This is a genomic window from Hyphomonas sp. UBA3195 (assembly GCF_002366485.1).
Classification (GTDB): Bacteria; Pseudomonadota; Alphaproteobacteria; order Caulobacterales; family Hyphomonadaceae; genus Hyphomonas.
The window spans coordinates 66,333-83,425 of record NZ_DEXB01000051.1 but is presented as its reverse complement, the minus strand read 5'-3'; the positions used below and the strand labels follow the sequence as shown (position 1 = coordinate 83,425).

13 protein-coding genes are annotated in these 17,093 nt (G+C 57.2%); 9 read left to right on the top strand and 4 right to left on the bottom strand.

The genetic code is table 11. The features are described from left to right. Positions 1-89: 89 nt before the first annotated feature. The 3 genes from B2344_RS15870 (at position 90) to B2344_RS15860 (ending at position 3,882) form a co-directional block, all read left to right on the top strand. Complete coding sequence (locus B2344_RS15870) at positions 90-896, top strand: hypothetical protein (protein ID WP_290485588.1); 807 nt, start codon at positions 90-92, stop codon at positions 894-896. Positions 897-1,054: 158 nt separating this feature from the next. Then, entirely contained in the window at positions 1,055-3,148 is a 2,094-nt protein-coding gene (locus tag B2344_RS15865) for a beta strand repeat-containing protein (protein ID WP_290483510.1), read from the top strand. A gap of 65 nt (positions 3,149-3,213) precedes the next feature. After that, complete coding sequence (locus B2344_RS15860) at positions 3,214-3,882, top strand: hypothetical protein (protein WP_290485587.1); 669 nt, start codon at positions 3,214-3,216, stop codon at positions 3,880-3,882. Positions 3,883-4,049: 167 nt separating this feature from the next. Here the strand turns inward: B2344_RS15860 and B2344_RS15855 are convergent, their stop codons facing one another. After that, positions 4,050-4,478, bottom strand: a complete 429-nt coding sequence (locus B2344_RS15855) for a hypothetical protein (RefSeq protein WP_290485586.1) — start codon at positions 4,476-4,478, stop codon at positions 4,050-4,052. A gap of 80 nt (positions 4,479-4,558) precedes the next feature. Here B2344_RS15855 and B2344_RS15850 point away from each other — a divergent pair. Further along, positions 4,559-5,697 (top strand): IS3 family transposase gene (locus B2344_RS15850; RefSeq protein ID WP_290485585.1). Its coding sequence is split into 2 segments (ribosomal slippage): positions 4,559-4,817 and positions 4,817-5,697, totalling 1,140 coding nucleotides; the frame shifts between segments, so codons are not numbered across the junction. 1,530 nt (positions 5,698-7,227) lie between these two features. After that, positions 7,228-8,076 carry an alpha/beta hydrolase gene (locus B2344_RS15845; RefSeq protein ID WP_290485584.1) on the top strand — a complete coding sequence of 283 codons (849 nt, stop codon included), beginning with the start codon at positions 7,228-7,230 and terminating at the stop codon, positions 8,074-8,076. A 60-nt stretch (positions 8,077-8,136) separates the two neighbouring features. Here the strand turns inward: B2344_RS15845 and B2344_RS15840 are convergent, their stop codons facing one another. Beyond that, complete coding sequence (locus B2344_RS15840) at positions 8,137-10,350, bottom strand: TonB-dependent receptor (protein WP_290485583.1); 2,214 nt, start codon at positions 10,348-10,350, stop codon at positions 8,137-8,139. 215 nt (positions 10,351-10,565) lie between these two features. On the opposite strand from B2344_RS15840, the gene B2344_RS15835 reads away from it, so the two are divergent. Together B2344_RS15835 and B2344_RS15830 are read left to right on the top strand one after the other, a co-directional pair. Next, entirely contained in the window at positions 10,566-12,323 is a 1,758-nt protein-coding gene (locus B2344_RS15835; RefSeq protein ID WP_290485582.1) for an N-acyl-D-amino-acid deacylase family protein, read from the top strand. A 111-nt stretch (positions 12,324-12,434) separates the two neighbouring features. Continuing rightward, entirely contained in the window at positions 12,435-13,046 is a 612-nt protein-coding gene (locus B2344_RS15830; RefSeq protein ID WP_206990766.1) for a TetR/AcrR family transcriptional regulator, read from the top strand. A 15-nt stretch (positions 13,047-13,061) separates the two neighbouring features. Here the strand turns inward: B2344_RS15830 and B2344_RS15825 are convergent, their stop codons facing one another. Beyond that, on the bottom strand, positions 13,062-13,952 hold the full coding sequence (locus B2344_RS15825) for an AraC family transcriptional regulator (protein WP_290485581.1): 891 nt from the start codon (positions 13,950-13,952) through the stop codon (positions 13,062-13,064). A 166-nt stretch (positions 13,953-14,118) separates the two neighbouring features. Here B2344_RS15825 and B2344_RS15820 point away from each other — a divergent pair, with 166 nt between their 5' ends. Continuing rightward, a complete protein-coding gene (locus B2344_RS15820; RefSeq protein ID WP_290483516.1) occupies positions 14,119-15,072 on the top strand; it encodes an SDR family oxidoreductase in 954 nt (317 codons plus the stop codon). 502 nt (positions 15,073-15,574) lie between these two features. Next, the gene (locus B2344_RS15815) at positions 15,575-15,886 is read left to right on the top strand and encodes a helix-turn-helix domain-containing protein (RefSeq protein ID WP_290479653.1); all 312 of its coding nucleotides are present in this window, start codon (positions 15,575-15,577) and stop codon (positions 15,884-15,886) included. Positions 15,887-16,191: 305 nt separating this feature from the next. Here the strand turns inward: B2344_RS15815 and B2344_RS15810 are convergent, their stop codons facing one another. After that, entirely contained in the window at positions 16,192-16,938 is a 747-nt protein-coding gene (locus B2344_RS15810; protein WP_206990770.1) for a FadR/GntR family transcriptional regulator, read from the bottom strand. Between the last annotated feature and the right edge of the window lie 155 nt (positions 16,939-17,093).

Here is a 17,093-nt window from a genome sequence, read left to right as displayed (position 1 = left end):
ACCGGTCTCTCCCCGGGGATCTGCCATTTGGCGGATCTCCCGACCAATACTGCCTCAAGTCGAGGCAAGCAACTCGGGAGCGGCACTTTATGTTGCCACATACTGCAATCGCATCTGCACGTCCGCCCGCTGAGAACGCGCGCAGACACTCGACGCGCAATTCATTCGGCGTCCTGTCCATCTTGTTCGGCTTGGCCCTTCCCGCCGGGGCCGACACGGGCTCATTCGCCAATATTGAGCAGATTTCCGACATTCTTGAGCGCACCCGGCAGGCCGAGGCGCAACGCGCAAACACGCTGGAAGTCACCCAGTCGGGGCGCAATCTTGTCGTGGACGCCTATGTTCAGGGACAGATGAACCGGGCCAATACGGTCTCCCAATCCGGAGACAATGCGTCGGCCCGCATATCCGTGACGGGAGACTCGAACTCGTTCGCGATTCGCCAGGATTCGTCCCCCGTCGGCAGTCAGCCTGCAGGCCGCAATGATGCCACCCTCACAATCGAGGGCGACTCCAACGACGCCCTCATACGGCAGACAAATGATTTTGGTGAACTGTACTATAATTCCGCTTCCCTCACGCAGCTGGGACACGGCAACACCGCCGCAATCTATCAGACCGTCTCGCCTGGCGATCTTGTGGAAGGCGGCAATGTCGCCTCCATCGTGCAGAACGGTGAGGACAACGATGCGCTGATCGAACAGACCGGCGCCGGAAACACCGCGTCAATCGAGCAGGACGGAAACGACAACCAGGGTAAAATCTACCAGGACGGCGAAGGCCTGTCCGCCCTGCTCGTCCAGACCGGCGATGCGCTGGAATACACAATCAACCAGACCGGATGTGTCGTGGCCTCTGGCTGCGGCACGGTCACCGTGACGCAAGGCGCATACTGATGCGCGCCCGGTCTGAAACCGAACATGCCTCCAACTGTACATCAGCGGGGCGTGGCAGAAGCCATCGGGGGGACGCACTCAGCTTCCAGAATGGCCTTTTGAACAAGCTGATCCGAGAAAGGATCAGTGCGAAATGTGCACTGACAAGGAGACATCTCATGCGCACGAAACTTCTCGCCACCGCCGCAATCGCGGCACTTTGCTTCGGGGGACCTGCCTTCGCAGACGAATCAGAGGCGCTCATCAACCAGAGCGGCGTTTCAAACAATGCCGACATTGATCAGACCGAAGGTCTCGAAAACGAAGGCTATATCGACCAAACCGGCGACGAAAACTCGGCGTCCATCACCCAGAAGCACACACCTCCCGGATCGCAGATCTACAGTATTGCCACCAATACGGCCGACATCGATCAGACCAGTGCCGTCGGCGCTGCGGTTGGCAACTCTGCAACGGTGACCCAGACCGCTGACACCGTTACCGGGGCCGCCCCGAACTCGGTTGACATCGACCAGAACACCGCAGGTTCGCTCGCACAGACGGCTTCTGTTGACCAGGTCGGTGGCCAGGGCAACAGCGTGACCGTCGCACAAGGCCTTACCGACGATACGGGCGGTGAAGTCGCCACAGTCAGCCAGGAAGGCAATGACAACAGCGCGGTCGTCGCCCAGGACGGCACGGGCGACACAACGACGGTTGCACAGCTCGGTGATGCCAACGCGGCTTCCGTCACCCAGACGGGCAGCGACAATAATTCGACCGTTGACCAGATCGGTAACGACAACGACTCCACTGTCACCCAGAATGCAATCGGCGCCTATGCTGACAATGATCAGACAGGCGACAACAACGTGTCCACGATCGCGCAGACGGACGATTCCTCCAATGGCACGATCAACATCCCGAATGCCGATCCGGAATCGACGGTTATTCAGGCTGGCAACAACAACACCTCCACCGTGGATCAGACGAACACCGGCGGCGGTTTCAACCAGGTTGCCAATGTGAACCAGAACGGCGACACCAATTCCTCGTCCGTGACTCAGGAAGGCACCGGCCCCGGCTTCACGGGCACGCTGCGGACCAATGTGACCCAAACCGGCGGTTCCAGCTCGACTGTCAGCCAGACCGCTGTTGACGGACAGGCCAACAATGCCTTCGCCACGATCAACCAGTCCGGCGCTTCGATCTCCGAAGTCAACCAGTCCCTGGATGGCAACCGGGCAACCGGCATTACGGCCAATGTGACGCAGGATGGCGGTTCCAGCGCCTTTGTAGACCAGTCCGTCGAAAACACCGCGACAAGCGGTGCCGTAACGTCCGGGTCCGTGATCGCCACGCTCGATCAGAATGGTGGTTCGGTCGCAAACGTGAATCAGGGCATCGCTGGCAATGGCTCCACGAACATTTCTGCAAGCATCACGCAGGATGGCGGCGCAACGGCGAATGTCGACCAGTTCATGAACGGGGACGGTCAGTCCGGCCTGAGCACGACCATCTTGCAGGATGGCATGAGCACGGCCAATGTGTCCCAATCGTTCAACATGGATGGTTCGCAGAACTTCGATGCCATCGTCACCCAGTATGGTGATGGCAACACGGCCAATGTCGACCAATATGACAACGCACCAGGTGAAACCGGCCAGAAGGCTGACAACAGCGTTCTGGCTGACGTCTATCAGGACGGCTCCGGCAACACGGCGAACGTCACCCAGGAAGGTCGCGTCTGGCAGGACAGCTCGCTGAACGCCTATGTCACCCAGATCGGCTCCGACAACGAAGCCAGTATCGATCAGGACGGCAAGTCCAGCACGGCGGCCATCGACCAGATCGGCGGCGCATCGTTCAACATGGCCAGCATTGACCAGAGCGGCTTCTCAAACGATTCCTACATCGTGCAGACCGGTCATGGAAACACGGGTTCCGTTCTCCAGAATGGTGGCCGTGGAGATGCCGATATTGATCAGAGCGGGGACGATAACTCCGCGACGGTCACGCAAGGCAACAATTCCGGTCGCAACCTGACCGCCAGCGTCACGCAGAGCGGAAATGACAATACCGGTGAGATCACCCAGACGGGCGGCGAATTCTCCACCGCCTCGATCCTGCAGTCGACCGACGGCAACATGGCGACGATCTCGCAAAGCGGCGGTGACTTCAACGACGCGTCGATCAATCAGACGGTGACCGCCGGCAACATGGCCTCCATCGTCCAGACCGGGTCCTATAACTCGGCCACGGTCAACCAGTAACCCTGCCGTCCCGGGCCGGTTTTCCGGCCCGGGACCTTCATTCCACACACCGGAAGGACTGAGCCATGACGAGCCACACATCCTCGTCGACCGCCTATCCGCGCCCCGCGAACCTTGCTGGCGCCCTGCTCGTCCTTGCCCTCTGCACCGGCTGCACCACGCCGTTGGAGCCTCCCAAAATATTCACCATGCCGACCGGCGGCCTCGAGGCCGACACGCCTCCACCGCCCCGTCCCGATGGCCAGCGCAAGGATGCCGACGCAGCGGCCTACGCCATCAGTGCAGAACAGGTCGTTCCGGCCTCCGAAGACACCAGGCAGGATGCTGCGTCTGCGGGTTTCGGCCAAATTCCAGCGAACCCGGCGGCTGCCCGCCTGACTCGCGTCACGGACGCAGACGATCCCTGTATTGGCGACCTGGCTGGAACAGAGCGCTGTCGCACCAGCCTGGAGCCGAATGACGGGCTCACCCTGACCTCCGGCGAAGGAGATGGAACGCTGACCGTTGTCGTGCCCAGCGCGCGCGCCGTGACCGTCATAGATCCCGCCAGCGCCGTCAACGAGATCGGTCGTGGCAAGGCCGTGTCGCAGGCCGCCCAATCGGCCGGCAGCGAATTTCTCATGGGCACCGGCTCCGACGGCACCCCGCCGCCTCCGGACGAAGATGACATGTTGCCGGATTTCGGCACGGAAGGCCTGCCGATCGACGTCCTGATTCCCGGAACACAGCAATAAGCCCTGCAAGCTCCGGCCCGTCCGAGCGGCATGGCATGAAACGGGCTGACACGATCTGACACACGCTGGAACGGGAGCAAGCTCCGGCCTCAATGCAGTTGAACGAGGACACCTGACAAGGCGCGTGCCTCAGACGCGTCGGCCCCAAGCCTCCATGTCTTCCGGAATCAGTCGGCGCGATACTGAAAAAACAGGTTCAACACCGACTCAATGTGCGCGTCCACGATTTCTGGTTTCCGCACATCAATACCAAACAATGCTTGAACCTCGTGCGCCAGCACGAATGGCATCTGACAGACAGACGTCGTGATATAGAGGAAGGATAACGGGTTGAGGTCTGGCAGCTGTTCCAGAGTACTGGCACGCACCAGGCGCTGCGCAATCGCGTCGCGTCGCGGAATGAGAAAATTGTCCACTATCCATTGGAGCCGCTCGCCGCCTATCATCGCTTCGGACACCATGATCCGGGCGTGGTCAGGATTGGCGGCACAATGCCGAATGTAGCGTCGGAGGAGATCTTTGAAGCCCTCTAGCCCGTCAATGGGCGGAACGCCTGCTGTGTCGAGGTCGATCGCCTTGTCCAGGACCTCAAACATGTCCCGCACGGCTTTGGTCTGCCCCCACGAAAGTGGTCCATTATTTGAGTTAGTTCCGGCTTCAGATATGGAGCTGAGACATGGGCAAGAGATCTACGCCTGAAGAGATTATTGCGAAGCTGCGGGAGGTTGAGGTGCGCCTCGCGCGTGGTGAGGCGACGGGCCAGGCTGTGCGCTCGATCGGTGTGACGGAGCAGACATACTACCGGTGGCGCAAGGAGTATGGCGGGCTGCAGGTTGGCCAGGCCAAACGGATGAAGGAGATCGAGAAGGAGAATGCGCGGCTGCGTCGCGCCATCTCCGATCTGACTCTCGACAACCAGATCCTTCAGGAAGTCATAGAGGGAAAGTTCTAAGCCCTTCACGCAAACGCGAAGCGGTCGATCATGTGGTGGAGACACTCGGTGCAACAGAGCGCCGGGCCTGCCGTGTGATCGGCCAGCACCGTTCCACCCAGCGTAAGCCGCGTGTGGTGCGTCAGGACGAGGATGTGCTGACAGCGGCCATCATCGCCCTGGCCGAGCGGTTCGGCAGGTATGGCTATCGCCGCATCACAGCCCTGCTGAGACGGGATGGCTGGCATGTGAACGAGAAGCGCGTCTATCGCATCTGGCGGCGTGAGGGGCTGAAAGTTCCGATGAAACAACCAAAACGCGGCCGGTTATGGCTGAATGACGGCTCCTGTATCCGGTTGCGGCCAATGCACAAAGGCCATGTCTGGTCGTATGACTTCGTTCAGGACCGTACGCATGCCGGCAAGGTGTTCCGTATGCTGTGCGTAATCGATGAGTTCACCCGCGAATGCCTCGCCATCCGCGTCGAACGCAGGCTCAACTCCCGCGATGTGCTCGACACGCTGGGCGAGCTGTTCGTCGCGCATGGCCCGCCTGAGCATATCCGCTCCGACAATGGCCCGGAGTTCATCGCCACCGCGCTGCGTGACTGGCTTGGCCGGGTCGGCGTGAAGACGCTCTATATCGAACCGGGTTCACCATGGGAAAACGGTTACTGCGAGAGCTTCAACTCCAAGCTCAGAGACGAGTTGCTGGCGAGGGAAATCTTCTTCGATCTCAGGGAAGCCCAGATCCTGATCGAGGCTTGGCGGCGGCACTACAACACCGTGCGCCCACACTCTTCTCTGGGCTACCGACCACCTGCTCCACAAACCATCTTGCCCGCGGCGTTCATACCGCCTTACTGTGGGGAGGTGGCGGCATGAACGCCGCTACATGGAAACCGCCGGACTAACAATTCCGGTGGACCACCTCAGTGGGGCAGAGCATGCCCACTATCATCATACAGACCCTCTCCTAAAGCCTCTGGCAGTTCACGCGAGTTCCGCAACAACACCAAAATGGTCAGACCGTCTTCGACCATCTGGAAGATGCGCACTCTTCCCGTATACTCTCTTCACCTCAAACGAACCGGCGAAAGCTATATGGTCGATTGTTCGATCATTGATTTCGTCCAAGATACCGGTTGTGGCAAACTGGTAACCTGAGAATGTATCCTCCAACTTCTCATACGACTGCTTTGGCCCCCAGGATCTCGGAACCCGTCGATTGAAATCACCCAAGACAGTCACCGGCTCATCTCGAGCCCAACGCGCCAAATGTGGCTTAAGTATTTCCAGAAACCTCTCATGCTCAGTCCAAGGTTTGGCTCTCGGCTCAACTCCGAGCGGACTGGCAAAATGATACGGAATGCAAACACCTACAAATCTGACGACGTTGCCGTTGATCTCACTCCTGGCTGTTATGGCGCTACCGATCGCTTCAAGCTGCTCGATCGGTTCGACGTCTGCCCACGGATTTCGAGACCAGAGAACGACCTTGCGTTCATCGGGATGTTGAGGGCTCCATGCCCCCCCTCCGCCGAGATAACATGACCGCCGAAATCCGCCAGCGACTGCTTCCAAGCTTCGGTTAGACAAACATAGTCCGGCTCTAGCGACGCTATCTCATCCACGAGTGAACGTGCTTGCCATGAACTCGGCTTCCGCCGTTCAATGTTCCAGTTCACGATCCTCAACTCATCACTCCGTACTTCAATCGGTGATTTCCGTCCACCGGATCAGAATGCGTCACAATCGACTCAGATTGCTCGCTGACTCGCTTCTTTGATGCCTTCAGTAATTGTTACTGGAGACCGTTTTTCGACTCTCCTGCGCGCTCTGAGAGCGCACTCGCCGGAGAGGAGAAGTCTTAGAGTAACGTGGGTATAGTCACCCCCTTGCCTCGGCATTTACCCTGACAAGGATGTTGAACTACCCATACTCTGAGATGCGGCCGGATCGTCGGGCAGATCCAGCTTCAGCAGGCTGTTCACAATCCCCATCGTTCTGAAGCAACAGAACAGTTTTTTCCATCGATTGGAGCCAACCAGCAGTATTGGTCAACTCGGGTCTGGTTCCTTTGACAAGCCCGTCGCAAACTGGATGATCTTCTGCATTGCAATGAGTTAGCAAAAAGGTGATTTCATCCCTTCGCGAAGGTACACCTTAGAGACCCCCTCCTTGAAGCCAGTTCTTATCTCAATACCGCTGCGGCAAATGTGTGATACACATCAACAATATTGTGTCAGAGTCTCAGCTTGTGCAGAAGTCTTCTGTACTCCATCTGCAAACAAACGGGGAGCGAGATGAAACATCATGACATCAAAGCAAATGAAGGTCAGCGATCTGCACCCTCAAGTGCAAAAGCAAGTTGCGAGGATGCCGACCATATCTCTTCGAAGTCCGTTGTCGCGGATGCTGATGAAATCGGTCATGGCGATCGCCTTCCGGTCGCAGGCCGACGCCAATGTTCGTAGGCACACCGTAAAGCTCGAACATGTCAGCGTTCGCGTTTACGAACCGGTCAGCGAACACGCCGGCGCTGGAATGCTGTTCATTCACGGTGGTGGATACGTAATGGGCCAGGCAAGAATGAACGATCCTGATTGCAATCGGATCGTCCGCGAACTCGGCATGTCTGTGGTGTCAGTAGACTATCGACTGGCGCCCAAGCATCCGTATCCGGCGCCGCTCGACGATTGCTACAAAGCCTGGTTGTGGTTTCTGGACAACGCTGAACTCATGGGAGTTGATCCTTCCAGGATTGTCGTCGCAGGCCAGAGCGCAGGGGGCGGCCTGGCGGCAGCACTCTGCCAGAGGATTCTGGATGAAGGCGCCCCGCAGCCGGCCGCGCAACTTCTTTACTACCCTATGATCGATGACCGGACGGCAACACGAGGAGACCTCACACCAGTCCGGCATATCGCTTGGAACAATGAGAACAATTTTTTCGGCTGGTCTGCCTATCTGGGACATCCGCCGGATGACGGATCGGAGATTCCGCGTTGGGCTGTGCCGTCACGTCGCCCCGACTTGTCGAATTTGCCGCCAGCCTGGATCGGCGTCGGCGACAAGGATCTCTTCTACGGTGAAAACCTCGACTATGCGGAACGGCTCTCGAAAGACGGCGTAGAGAGCGAACTGGAAATTGTTGAAGATGTTCCCCACGGGTTTGACGCCCTGGCGCCCGAAGCAGACATCTCACGTGATTTCCGCGAGGCATCATTCGATTTCCTGCGTCGACGGCTTGGCATTGATAGCTGAAAAAAGGTCCCGGCTCCGCTAACCGGCGCCGAGACATTGGCAGTCCATCTGAGAGAAAACCTAGAACTTGGCAGAAAGCGAAACGCCGGCGGTCCGGGGCGCCGAATGAATGCCGATGAACCCACCGCTCGACGCCAAATAGCTCCCATTGTTCAGGATGATTTCGTCGGTGGCATTGTTCACAAAAGCACGAAGCTGGTAATTGCCAGACGTATCTGTAAGCGTCGCTGACAGGTTTATGTTCGTGTATTCAGACTGCCTCAACTCCGGATAGTCAATGAAGGCCAGCTTGTAATCTGCTGAGTGAAAGACATCTCCGCGCAGGCGCACGCTACCTAGAAAGCCGGAATTTATTGGAATATTCCACTCCGCCCCGAAATTCGCAGTGAACTCGGGTGCCCGGATTAGTTCTTCCCCGGTGAGGTCGACAGCGGGCGTCCCTGGCAATGCCTGGTCGGTCGTGATCAGGTCCGTATATTCCGTGTCCAGAAGCGAGACGCCCATATTGAAGGCAATATTATCCGTTGCGGCATATATGAGTTCGCCTTCCAGCCCGATCAGCTCCGCATCCCCATTCTCAACCAAGGTCGTCGCAGGCGGAATGGTGATGGTCGCTTGCAGATTCGTATAGTCATAGGAGAAAAGCGCGGCGTTCGCGGTCAGGGCACCATTCATCCATTGTGACTTGATGCCAAGTTCGTACGCATCCAGTTCTTCGCTGTCGAACAATTGCGGCAAGCTTAGCTGGTGTCCGCCTGATTTGATGCCCTTTTGCCAGTTCGCATAGACATTCACATTATTACTGACATCGAATTGCATGCCGAGCTTCGGCAAGACGTCTTCAGAGTCGATGTTTCCAGCCGGAGACGGCGCACCAAAAAACGTAAACTCTTTTTCCTCTGCGTTGAAGCGCAATCCGGCATTGATGCGCAGCCGTTCCGTCAATGCATAGGTCACATCGGCGAATGCCGCATAGGATTCCGTATCTTCAACCAAATCCCCCGCAATAACCTCGAGACGCGGCACCGTGGGGACGCCAAACAGAACTCCCGGAAACTCCACAGGCAGGCCAAGTTCAAACTCTTCGCTGAAATAGTAGGCCCCGATCAACCAATCCAGCGCACCCGTCTGGCCATACAAATTGAATTCCTGGCTAAACGATTGGGACGGCCTAGACGATCCCGTAAGATCGGCGAAGAAGAAGTTGGTCCCGTCCGCATCAAATGAATTGTCGATCTCATGATCGACATAGCCGGTAATGGAGCGGAAGGAGACTGTTTCCGAAACATCCCAGTTCACCCGCGCAATCGCAATGGTCGTCTCGGCATTTCCGGAATGATCGCCGTCCGCGTACACTTGGTTAGGCGTTGTTGTGAAGTTCGCGTTGGTCATGAACAACGCCGCAGTTCCAGCAACAACAAATGGTTCGGAAACAACCGACTGCCAACCAAAATTTCCAGTGTCCTCTTCATGCTGAACAGAAAGGTCGATCGTGACGTTGTCTGATGGCTCAATCTTTAGAGCCCCGCGCGCATGCCACAGATTCTGATCACCAAGATCCTGACCGGTATTCAGCACCTTCACATAGCCATCCTGCTTTTGCACGCCGCCGCTCAACCGGAAGGACAATCCCTCCGAGATGGGACCGGACACGACGGCATCGACACCACGGCCGTTACGCTCCTCAAACGTGGCAACAATTTTCCCTTCGAACGTGTCGCTCGGTCCGCGCGAAACATAGTTCACCGCGCCGCCCGTCGCATTGCGCCCGTAGAGCGTGCCTTGCGGTCCCCGCAAAACTTCCACGCGCTCGAGGTCCACCTGGCGCAGCAGCGCCATTGTGGCGCGCGGGAGGAAAACGCCATCGACATAGGTTGCAACGGAGGGTTCAGCCACGCCCGAATCGACCGTCGTGCCAATACCGCGCACTGTCACGAATGTGTTTCTCCCGAATTTTCCGAATGTCAAATTCGGTATCTGCAGGGCGAGGTTTTCGACATCATCGACACCGCGCGTCTCTAGATCATCTCCACCGACCTGCGAGATTGAGGCGGCGACATCCTGGATGCTCGCCTCTCGTTTGGTCGCCGTGACGATCACAGTCGCCTGACGAGATTCCGCTTCGACACCTTCACCCATTTGCGCGATCGCAGGTGTGGTCAACGGCATTAGAGCAACGCATGCCGCCAGCCCGCCCCACCTTGCCGCTGCGGTCGTTCTTCTTGCGGTACCGGCTTCGCCAGACGCAGTTGTGGTGTCTTGATTGTTGGTCATCCTCGTTCCTCCCATGCGGACTAATTGTATTATGCGTTCCGCTTTTTGATACAAAGATTACGTTTTGTGTCTTGTGTCAACTCGGGGGTGACAATTGCATATTATTGTGTCATTCAATCCGTCATGAACAGAAGGAGAGGCGGGTTCAAAACCTCTTCCGTGCTTGCAAATCGAGGTTTGCAACAAACAACCACAGAGAAGGGATGGAACGACAAATGACGGATTTTGATCTAATCATTTCAGGAGGATTTCTTGTCGATGGCACAGGCAGTCCCGGTGGCTATGCAGATATCGGAATCATTAATGATCTGATCTCTGAAATTGGCGACCTGCGGGGCCGCAGCTCAAAGCAGACCATTGACGCCACCGGAAAAACCGTCGCGCCCGGTTTCATAACGCAGCACACCCACTACGATGCAGCCTTGTTCTGGGATCCGTACTGTCTGGATGCCGGTCGCAATGGTGTCACGACCGTCGTGAATGCAAATTGCGGTTTTGGAATTGCTCCGGTTCGAGAAAAAGACCGCGAGCGGATCATGGGCATGCTGGAAACTACGGAGCAAATCCCTGTGTCCCACCAGAAAGCAGCACTGCCGTGGGACTGGGAGTCCTTTCCCGAATACATGGAACGCATCCGCGGTTTGCGGAAAGGGCTGAACGTCCTGACGTTTCTCCCGCTCAATCCCCTGCTCGTCTATGTGATGGGTGTAGATGCCGCCAAAACGCGAGGACCGAATACAGAAGAACTGGCCGAAATACATCGCCTGATCAATGAAGCAATGGACGCCGGGGCCATAGGTATTTCGATGTCGGTTATGGGTGCCGAAGGCAATTCACATGTCGATACGGACGGCACCCCCATGCCGACCGACCTCATGGACCATGACGATATTCTGAATATTTGCCGTGCAGTCATAACGCGCGGCGAAGGCGTCATCCAGATGTTGCCCCAGATCATGTATTTCGGCGATCGTTCCATCACACAACGTGTAGCCGAATTGGCCCGCGGGACGCGCGTGCGGGTCATACATAACGTATTCCTGACACATGATCTGGTGCCCCAAGTGGTCGACGAAGACCTTCAATGGCTAGACTCCATGCGCGAAGCGGGATGCGACGTAACAGCTGGTGCCCTGATCAATCGCGGTTGGGTAGAGGCCGGCATCCGAGAACTCGATACCGCCGCAGGCCAACTTCCCGCAGTCCGCAAAATCGTCGGCTGCAGTTCCGATGCCGAAATTCTTGCATTGATAAAAGACCCCGCTTTTGTTCGGGAGTTTGAGACGCAATACGCGGAAATGGGTGCTGCAAGCGGCGCGGCGGGCCTGGAAGGCCAAACCGTCATAGCGGTCGGCGAACATCCCGCGCTTCAGAAATTCCTCGGAAAAACTCTGGCGCAGGTCGGCGAAGAAATTGGCGTGAGTGCTGTCGCCGCCTTGCTGGACCTTGGCGTCAAGTCGGATCTGGACCTGCAAATGAAATCGCCGCCGATCGCGTCAATCACGCCGGATCAAGCGGTACGCTTCATGGCGAATCCAGCCGTGGTCCCCGGTGGTTCAGACGGTGGAGCCCACACAAAGGCGTTTGGCATGGGGCATTACGCAACCGACCTGTTGATCTGGTTGGTACGAGAGGAAAAACTCAAGACACTGGAAGAAATGCACTTCCAGCTCAGCTTGAAACATGCGCGTTCGGTCGGCATTCGTGATCGCGGCGCCCTACTCCCCGGGTTCAAGGCGGATATCCTGATCTACGATCTCGACCAGCTTCACTTCGACATGAGCAAGTATGAGATTGTCCACGACATGCCCGAAGGCGACTGGCGCCGCCAAGCTCGCGCGGGCGGCTACGACTGTGTTATCGTGAATGGTGTGGTCACTCACCAAACGGACCGCCCCACCGGAGCAACCCCCGGTGCATTCGTTCGTGTGACGTCGAAATCCGCCCCATCACCACTCATGGCCGCTGAATGACGTCAACTTCAGGGGGGGCTGCCATGTGCGCTCTAATAGACTGTGAAGTATGGACTAAATGCGGTCCGGCAAGATACTTACCCATTCAAGCAAAGGCCTGTGAAATCCTGTATGACTGACACTACCGCTCCCGGCCCCGAAACGACACATTCCGGCGTGTCCAGAAAAGCGGTGGTTGACGCTGCCCTGAAGTGTTTCAGGCAGTTGGGACCTCACAAGACGTCAATGAGTGACATTGCTCGCGAGGCCGGCATATCTCGGAAAACGCTTTATCGCATGTTCGAGGACCGGCCCGCGCTGGTGAATCAGGTTCTGTTCCAATTGCTGCGAGGCATGGGATCAAAGTCTGCCGGTGCGGTCGCCAAATATTCGGACGTCAAAGAAGCCCTGATCGAAGGCTCGATCGAAAACATACGCATCGCGCAGGAAGAAGAACTGTTCCAAGCGATCATACTGAACGAAACGAGCACCCAAATGGAGCACTTTCTCGTTCAGGGCAACGATGCCGTCCGGGCCGAGATTGTGAAGATCTGGGCCCCGGTTTTCGAGCGCGGGCGGGCAGAAGGCACGCTTCGCAACGATCTGTCCGATGAACGCCTTGCGGAGATCATCCAGAACGTCCATTCGCTGGTCCTGATGCGCAAGGATGAGACCGAATCCGCTCAACGGGCGTTTCTGGAAGACCTGCTGTGGGCTGCACTTACAAATCAGTCTGGCAGTTGATGTTAGGATAGGCCGTTACGCCGGACCGAGTGCCGGTTGCCGGGCATGGCTCCACTGCCTGGGAGACTGACCGTAAAGACGCTTGAACTCCCGGCTGAACTGCGACGAGCTTTGATAGCCCACGTCCCAGGCGGCCTCGGACACAGTCTTGCCCTCAGCGATCTTCATAGCGGCATTATTCAGGCGCATTGACTTAACGAACTGGATGGGGGTCATCGTCGTCGCCTCCTTGAATCGCCGGTGGAACACCGCGCGGCTCATGCCAACATGGTTGGCCATGTCGTCAATGGTGACCTGTTCGCTCAGATGGCTGGACAGGTAGTCGATGGTGCGCGCGATTTCGTTGCCAACACCGAAGGCGCGCCGCGCGGCGGACCCTGCCTCCCCCTTCAGCAGGGCATAATACAGCTCGCGCAGACGCCCCGGGCCCAGCACCGCCGCGTCCACCGGATTATCGAGCAGCTCCAGCAGCCGCAGCAGGGCCTCAGTAAATCCGGCATCCCATTTCGCCAGCGCCAGCGCTGGCTGCGACAGGCCGTCGTGTCTGAAACCGGCGCCGGCGGTGGTCTCCATCTCAATGGCAAGATCCCGCATCAAGCGTGGCTCCAGCGCGATCATCACTCCCAGCAGCGGGTTGTCGTCCGATGCCTGCGGGGCCCCCGCTTCAACAGGCAGGGTCATAGGGCACAGCAGGTATTCTTCGCTGCCATACGCGTGATGTTCGCCGTCTAGGATGGCCTCTTTCACACCGCTGAGAATTGCCACAACGGTGGGCTCATAGACGGCGGGCGCGCAGGGAACGGGTTCGGTCACGCGGAAAAGCTGCACGCCCTTCAGCGCGGTGTCGACCACCCCCGCCTCGGGAAGGCGCTGGTCGATCAGGTGTCTGATCTGGTCTTTGCTCATGATGCTAAACTGGCAAGGAAGATGCTGCTTTACAATACGGACGAGACAATCAGGCATGTATTAGCGACGATTACGTCTGTTTCCTGCACTTTCCGAGAGCCATCTACCTTCTAGGAAAAAATCAGACATCCGAACAGACGGCCAGTAGCGCTGGCAGGAGAAAACATTGGCAGACACGACATTCGGACGCAAGGGCTGGACGCCCGAACGCCTCGGCGACCTGAGCGGCAAGACATACCTCATCACCGGGGCGAATTCGGGCGCGGGCTTTCAGGCGGCACGAACGCTTCTGAAGATAGGCGCGAAGGTGGTAATGCTGAACCGCTCGACCGAGAAATCGAAAGCGGCCATCGGAGAACTGAAACAGGAAATCGGCGAAGCGGCCGATGTCAGCTTTGTTCGATTGGATCTGGCGGTTCTGGATAGTGTTCGCGATGCGGCTGCCGAGGTGTTGACGACCGTGCCGCGCATTGACGCGCTGATCAACAACGCCGCCATCGCCCAAGTGCCCACCCGCAAGCTGACAGTGGATGGGTTCGAGAGCCAACTTGGCACCAACCATTTCGGTCACTTCCTGCTGAACGGCCTTCTGTTCGAGCGGATCGCGGAAAGCAAAGGCCGGATCGTTATCGTGGCCAGCCTTGGCTACAATATGGGTCTGAGAACCATCAACTTTGACGACATGAACTGGGAAGAAGGATACGGCGCGAACACAGCTTATTCACAAAGCAAACTGGCGCAGATGATGTTCGGCTATGAGCTGCAAGACAGGCTGGCCGCTGCGGGGCGCAACGATGTCGAGGTTTTCGTCTGCCACCCTGGTTCGTCTGCCACCTCGTTGATCTCTACCAGCGGCAGCCGCACCATGCGGTTTATCTGGTGGTTGATGACCAAGACACCGATGGTCCAAACCGCTGAGCAAGGGTCTTACCCGGAAGTCATGTGCGCCACCGAAAAGGCCCTGACCGAACAGCGCGCCCTCTACGGCCCCACCGGCACCCGCGAATTCGTAGGACCGGTCGGCAAGGGAACCCTGAACGCCCATGCCTATGACAAGGCGGTGATGGCGCGGCTTTGGGACGTGTCCGAAAAGGCCGTCGGATTCGAATGGTCACTTTAATTCCCTGAAGGTCCCCGGCCCCGCGCGGGTCGAGTCAACCTGACGGACTGTTGCCATCTGCTTGGACGCGCGCAGGAAATACGCCATCGCAACGGGTCCTTGCATGTCCCGCCAAGGTGGGCGCTGTCAGACGGCTTCGAACCAGTCTCCGCTTTTCGCGGATGTACAGGTCTCAGGCGGCGATCAACGCGCGCCATTCGAGAAGAGCAGCGTCACGTAGCAATTTGAATCCGGCCCTACTCTCGATATTCCTTTGATGATTGAAGTGATTGTGCACCAACGAACCGATTGAAGCTTTTTCCCAAAGCCTTCGGATACGCTGAAACGAGACATTTCGTATATGCCGTAGGTTCAACCCGACAAGTACACTTCGCCTTACACAAACAAGAGTTTGCCACCCGCAATCACCGACGAGAACCGCTAGATTCTTCCTATCGACAACCAACCGAAAGGAAGACCAATGCTGTTCCCAGAACTTGAAGAAACACCTTCAAACCACCGGATGTCCCGGTTTCTCGAACTCTCTTTCGAGTACCGGACATCCACACCCGCCGAGCTTGCCGAAAAGCTTGGATACAAGAGAGACACAACCGTCGTTCAATGGATGCGCGGCTCTGCCAAGGTCCCGCTCCGACATCTTTCAACAATCGCCAACTTCTTCAGCCACGACGTTGCCCATGTGCTTTCAGCCTGGCTCGCTCAGGAATGCCCGGATGACCCTGAGATTGTGTCTGTCGCAGACCGGGTGATTACCATTTGGGAGTGGCAACTCGTCTATGTGGCACGTGACATCCACAACTACTACGACGAGTAGCTTCAGAAAGCTCTGAGAGAGAGTCACCAGAGCGCGTTTGACGACTTCAGAAAGCCAACCAGTACTGAAGGGTGAAACGCGCTCTACGGACTCCTGAGAGCGCAGTCCATGCGAATGGAAGAAGTCTCAGGGATCACCAACCTCCTCCGCTCGGGTGCGACCAATATCTTCCGCTCAAACCGTCGAGAAATACCCGTACCGCGAACCCGATTGAATGGCGGCGAACTTGTGCGTTGGAAGGTAGATCATGATGTCAGGCGTAAATAGACAACGACCACTTCCCCTGACAATTGCCTCCAGCTCTCCTAACGCGCAGCCGCCAATTTGAGATACCTCTCCCGATTGGCGCTCGACTTCTGCCGCGCCTCCTCGATGGCCTGTCGTTCCGACGCGTCCAGAAGCGCTTCCAGCAGGCGCTCGAAATGGCCCTGCATTGCTTCACGAGCGGCTTGTGGATCTCTGGCTTCCAGAGCATCGAGGATATTCGAATGCTCATTCACGCGATGTGACGTGTCATCGAGACACACGGCTGAATAGACTTTCCGGACTGCGTCAATTTCATTGCGCATACGCCAGAGGTTTTGCAGGAAGAACACGTTGGCCGCATTGCCCGTGGCCTTCGCAATTTGAAGATGGAAGTCGCGATCAGCTTCGTCGCCGTCAGGAGTATCGTGCGTCGATGACGCCATCTTTTCTATCGTTTCCCGCAGTCCTTCAATTTGCGCGTCGGTGATCTGCGTGGCAGCGAGAGCGGCGCACTCGGATTCAAAGATCAGGCGGGTCTGAGTTAGCTCGAAAGGTGTAACACGCGGCAGTATAAGTCCGCTCGATTCGTCGGCATCGCGTACATAGACGCCGGACCCGACCCTGATGTCGAGTCGCCCAATGGCCTCCAAAGAGATTTCGGCCTCTCGCACCACGACGCGGCTCACGCCAAATCTCTCTGCCAGTTCGCGCTCTCCAGGCAACCGCGTGCCCGGCGGATAAGATCCGGACTCGATCATATCCAGAATAGCTCTGGCAACGGTGTGGTAAAGGCGCTTCTCTGACATCAAATGGTTCCTTCAAGCAGCATGTCAGGTCTAAGGGTAGACAACAAAATCCCGATTGCGACGACATTATACGTAATTTTAAAAGGTTTACAAATTGGTTGGACCAATTTGTAAAAAAATTCGCGCGAATCTCCGAATATGCCTCTAAACCGCTA

What these genes read in the sequence shown, in the direction of transcription:
- B2344_RS15810 (WP_206990770.1), bottom strand. Translation starts at nt 16,938, where the DNA reads ATGTCAGAGAAGCGCCTTTACCACACCGTTGCCAGAGCTATTCTGGAT.
- B2344_RS15855 (WP_290485586.1), bottom strand. Translation starts at nt 4,478, where the DNA reads ATGTTTGAGGTCCTGGACAAGGCGATCGACCTCGACACAGCAGGCGTT.
- B2344_RS15815 (WP_290479653.1), top strand. Translation starts at nt 15,575, where the DNA reads ATGTCCCGGTTTCTCGAACTCTCTTTCGAGTACCGGACATCCACACCC.
- B2344_RS15860 (WP_290485587.1), top strand. Translation starts at nt 3,214, where the DNA reads ATGACGAGCCACACATCCTCGTCGACCGCCTATCCGCGCCCCGCGAAC.
- B2344_RS15840 (WP_290485583.1), bottom strand. Translation starts at nt 10,350, where the DNA reads ATGACCAACAATCAAGACACCACAACTGCGTCTGGCGAAGCCGGTACC.
- B2344_RS15870 (WP_290485588.1), top strand. Translation starts at nt 90, where the DNA reads ATGTTGCCACATACTGCAATCGCATCTGCACGTCCGCCCGCTGAGAAC.
- B2344_RS15830 (WP_206990766.1), top strand. Translation starts at nt 12,435, where the DNA reads ATGACTGACACTACCGCTCCCGGCCCCGAAACGACACATTCCGGCGTG.
- B2344_RS15825 (WP_290485581.1), bottom strand. Translation starts at nt 13,952, where the DNA reads ATGAGCAAAGACCAGATCAGACACCTGATCGACCAGCGCCTTCCCGAG.
- B2344_RS15865 (WP_290483510.1), top strand. Translation starts at nt 1,055, where the DNA reads ATGCGCACGAAACTTCTCGCCACCGCCGCAATCGCGGCACTTTGCTTC.
- B2344_RS15845 (WP_290485584.1), top strand. Translation starts at nt 7,228, where the DNA reads ATGCTGATGAAATCGGTCATGGCGATCGCCTTCCGGTCGCAGGCCGAC.
- B2344_RS15835 (WP_290485582.1), top strand. Translation starts at nt 10,566, where the DNA reads ATGACGGATTTTGATCTAATCATTTCAGGAGGATTTCTTGTCGATGGC.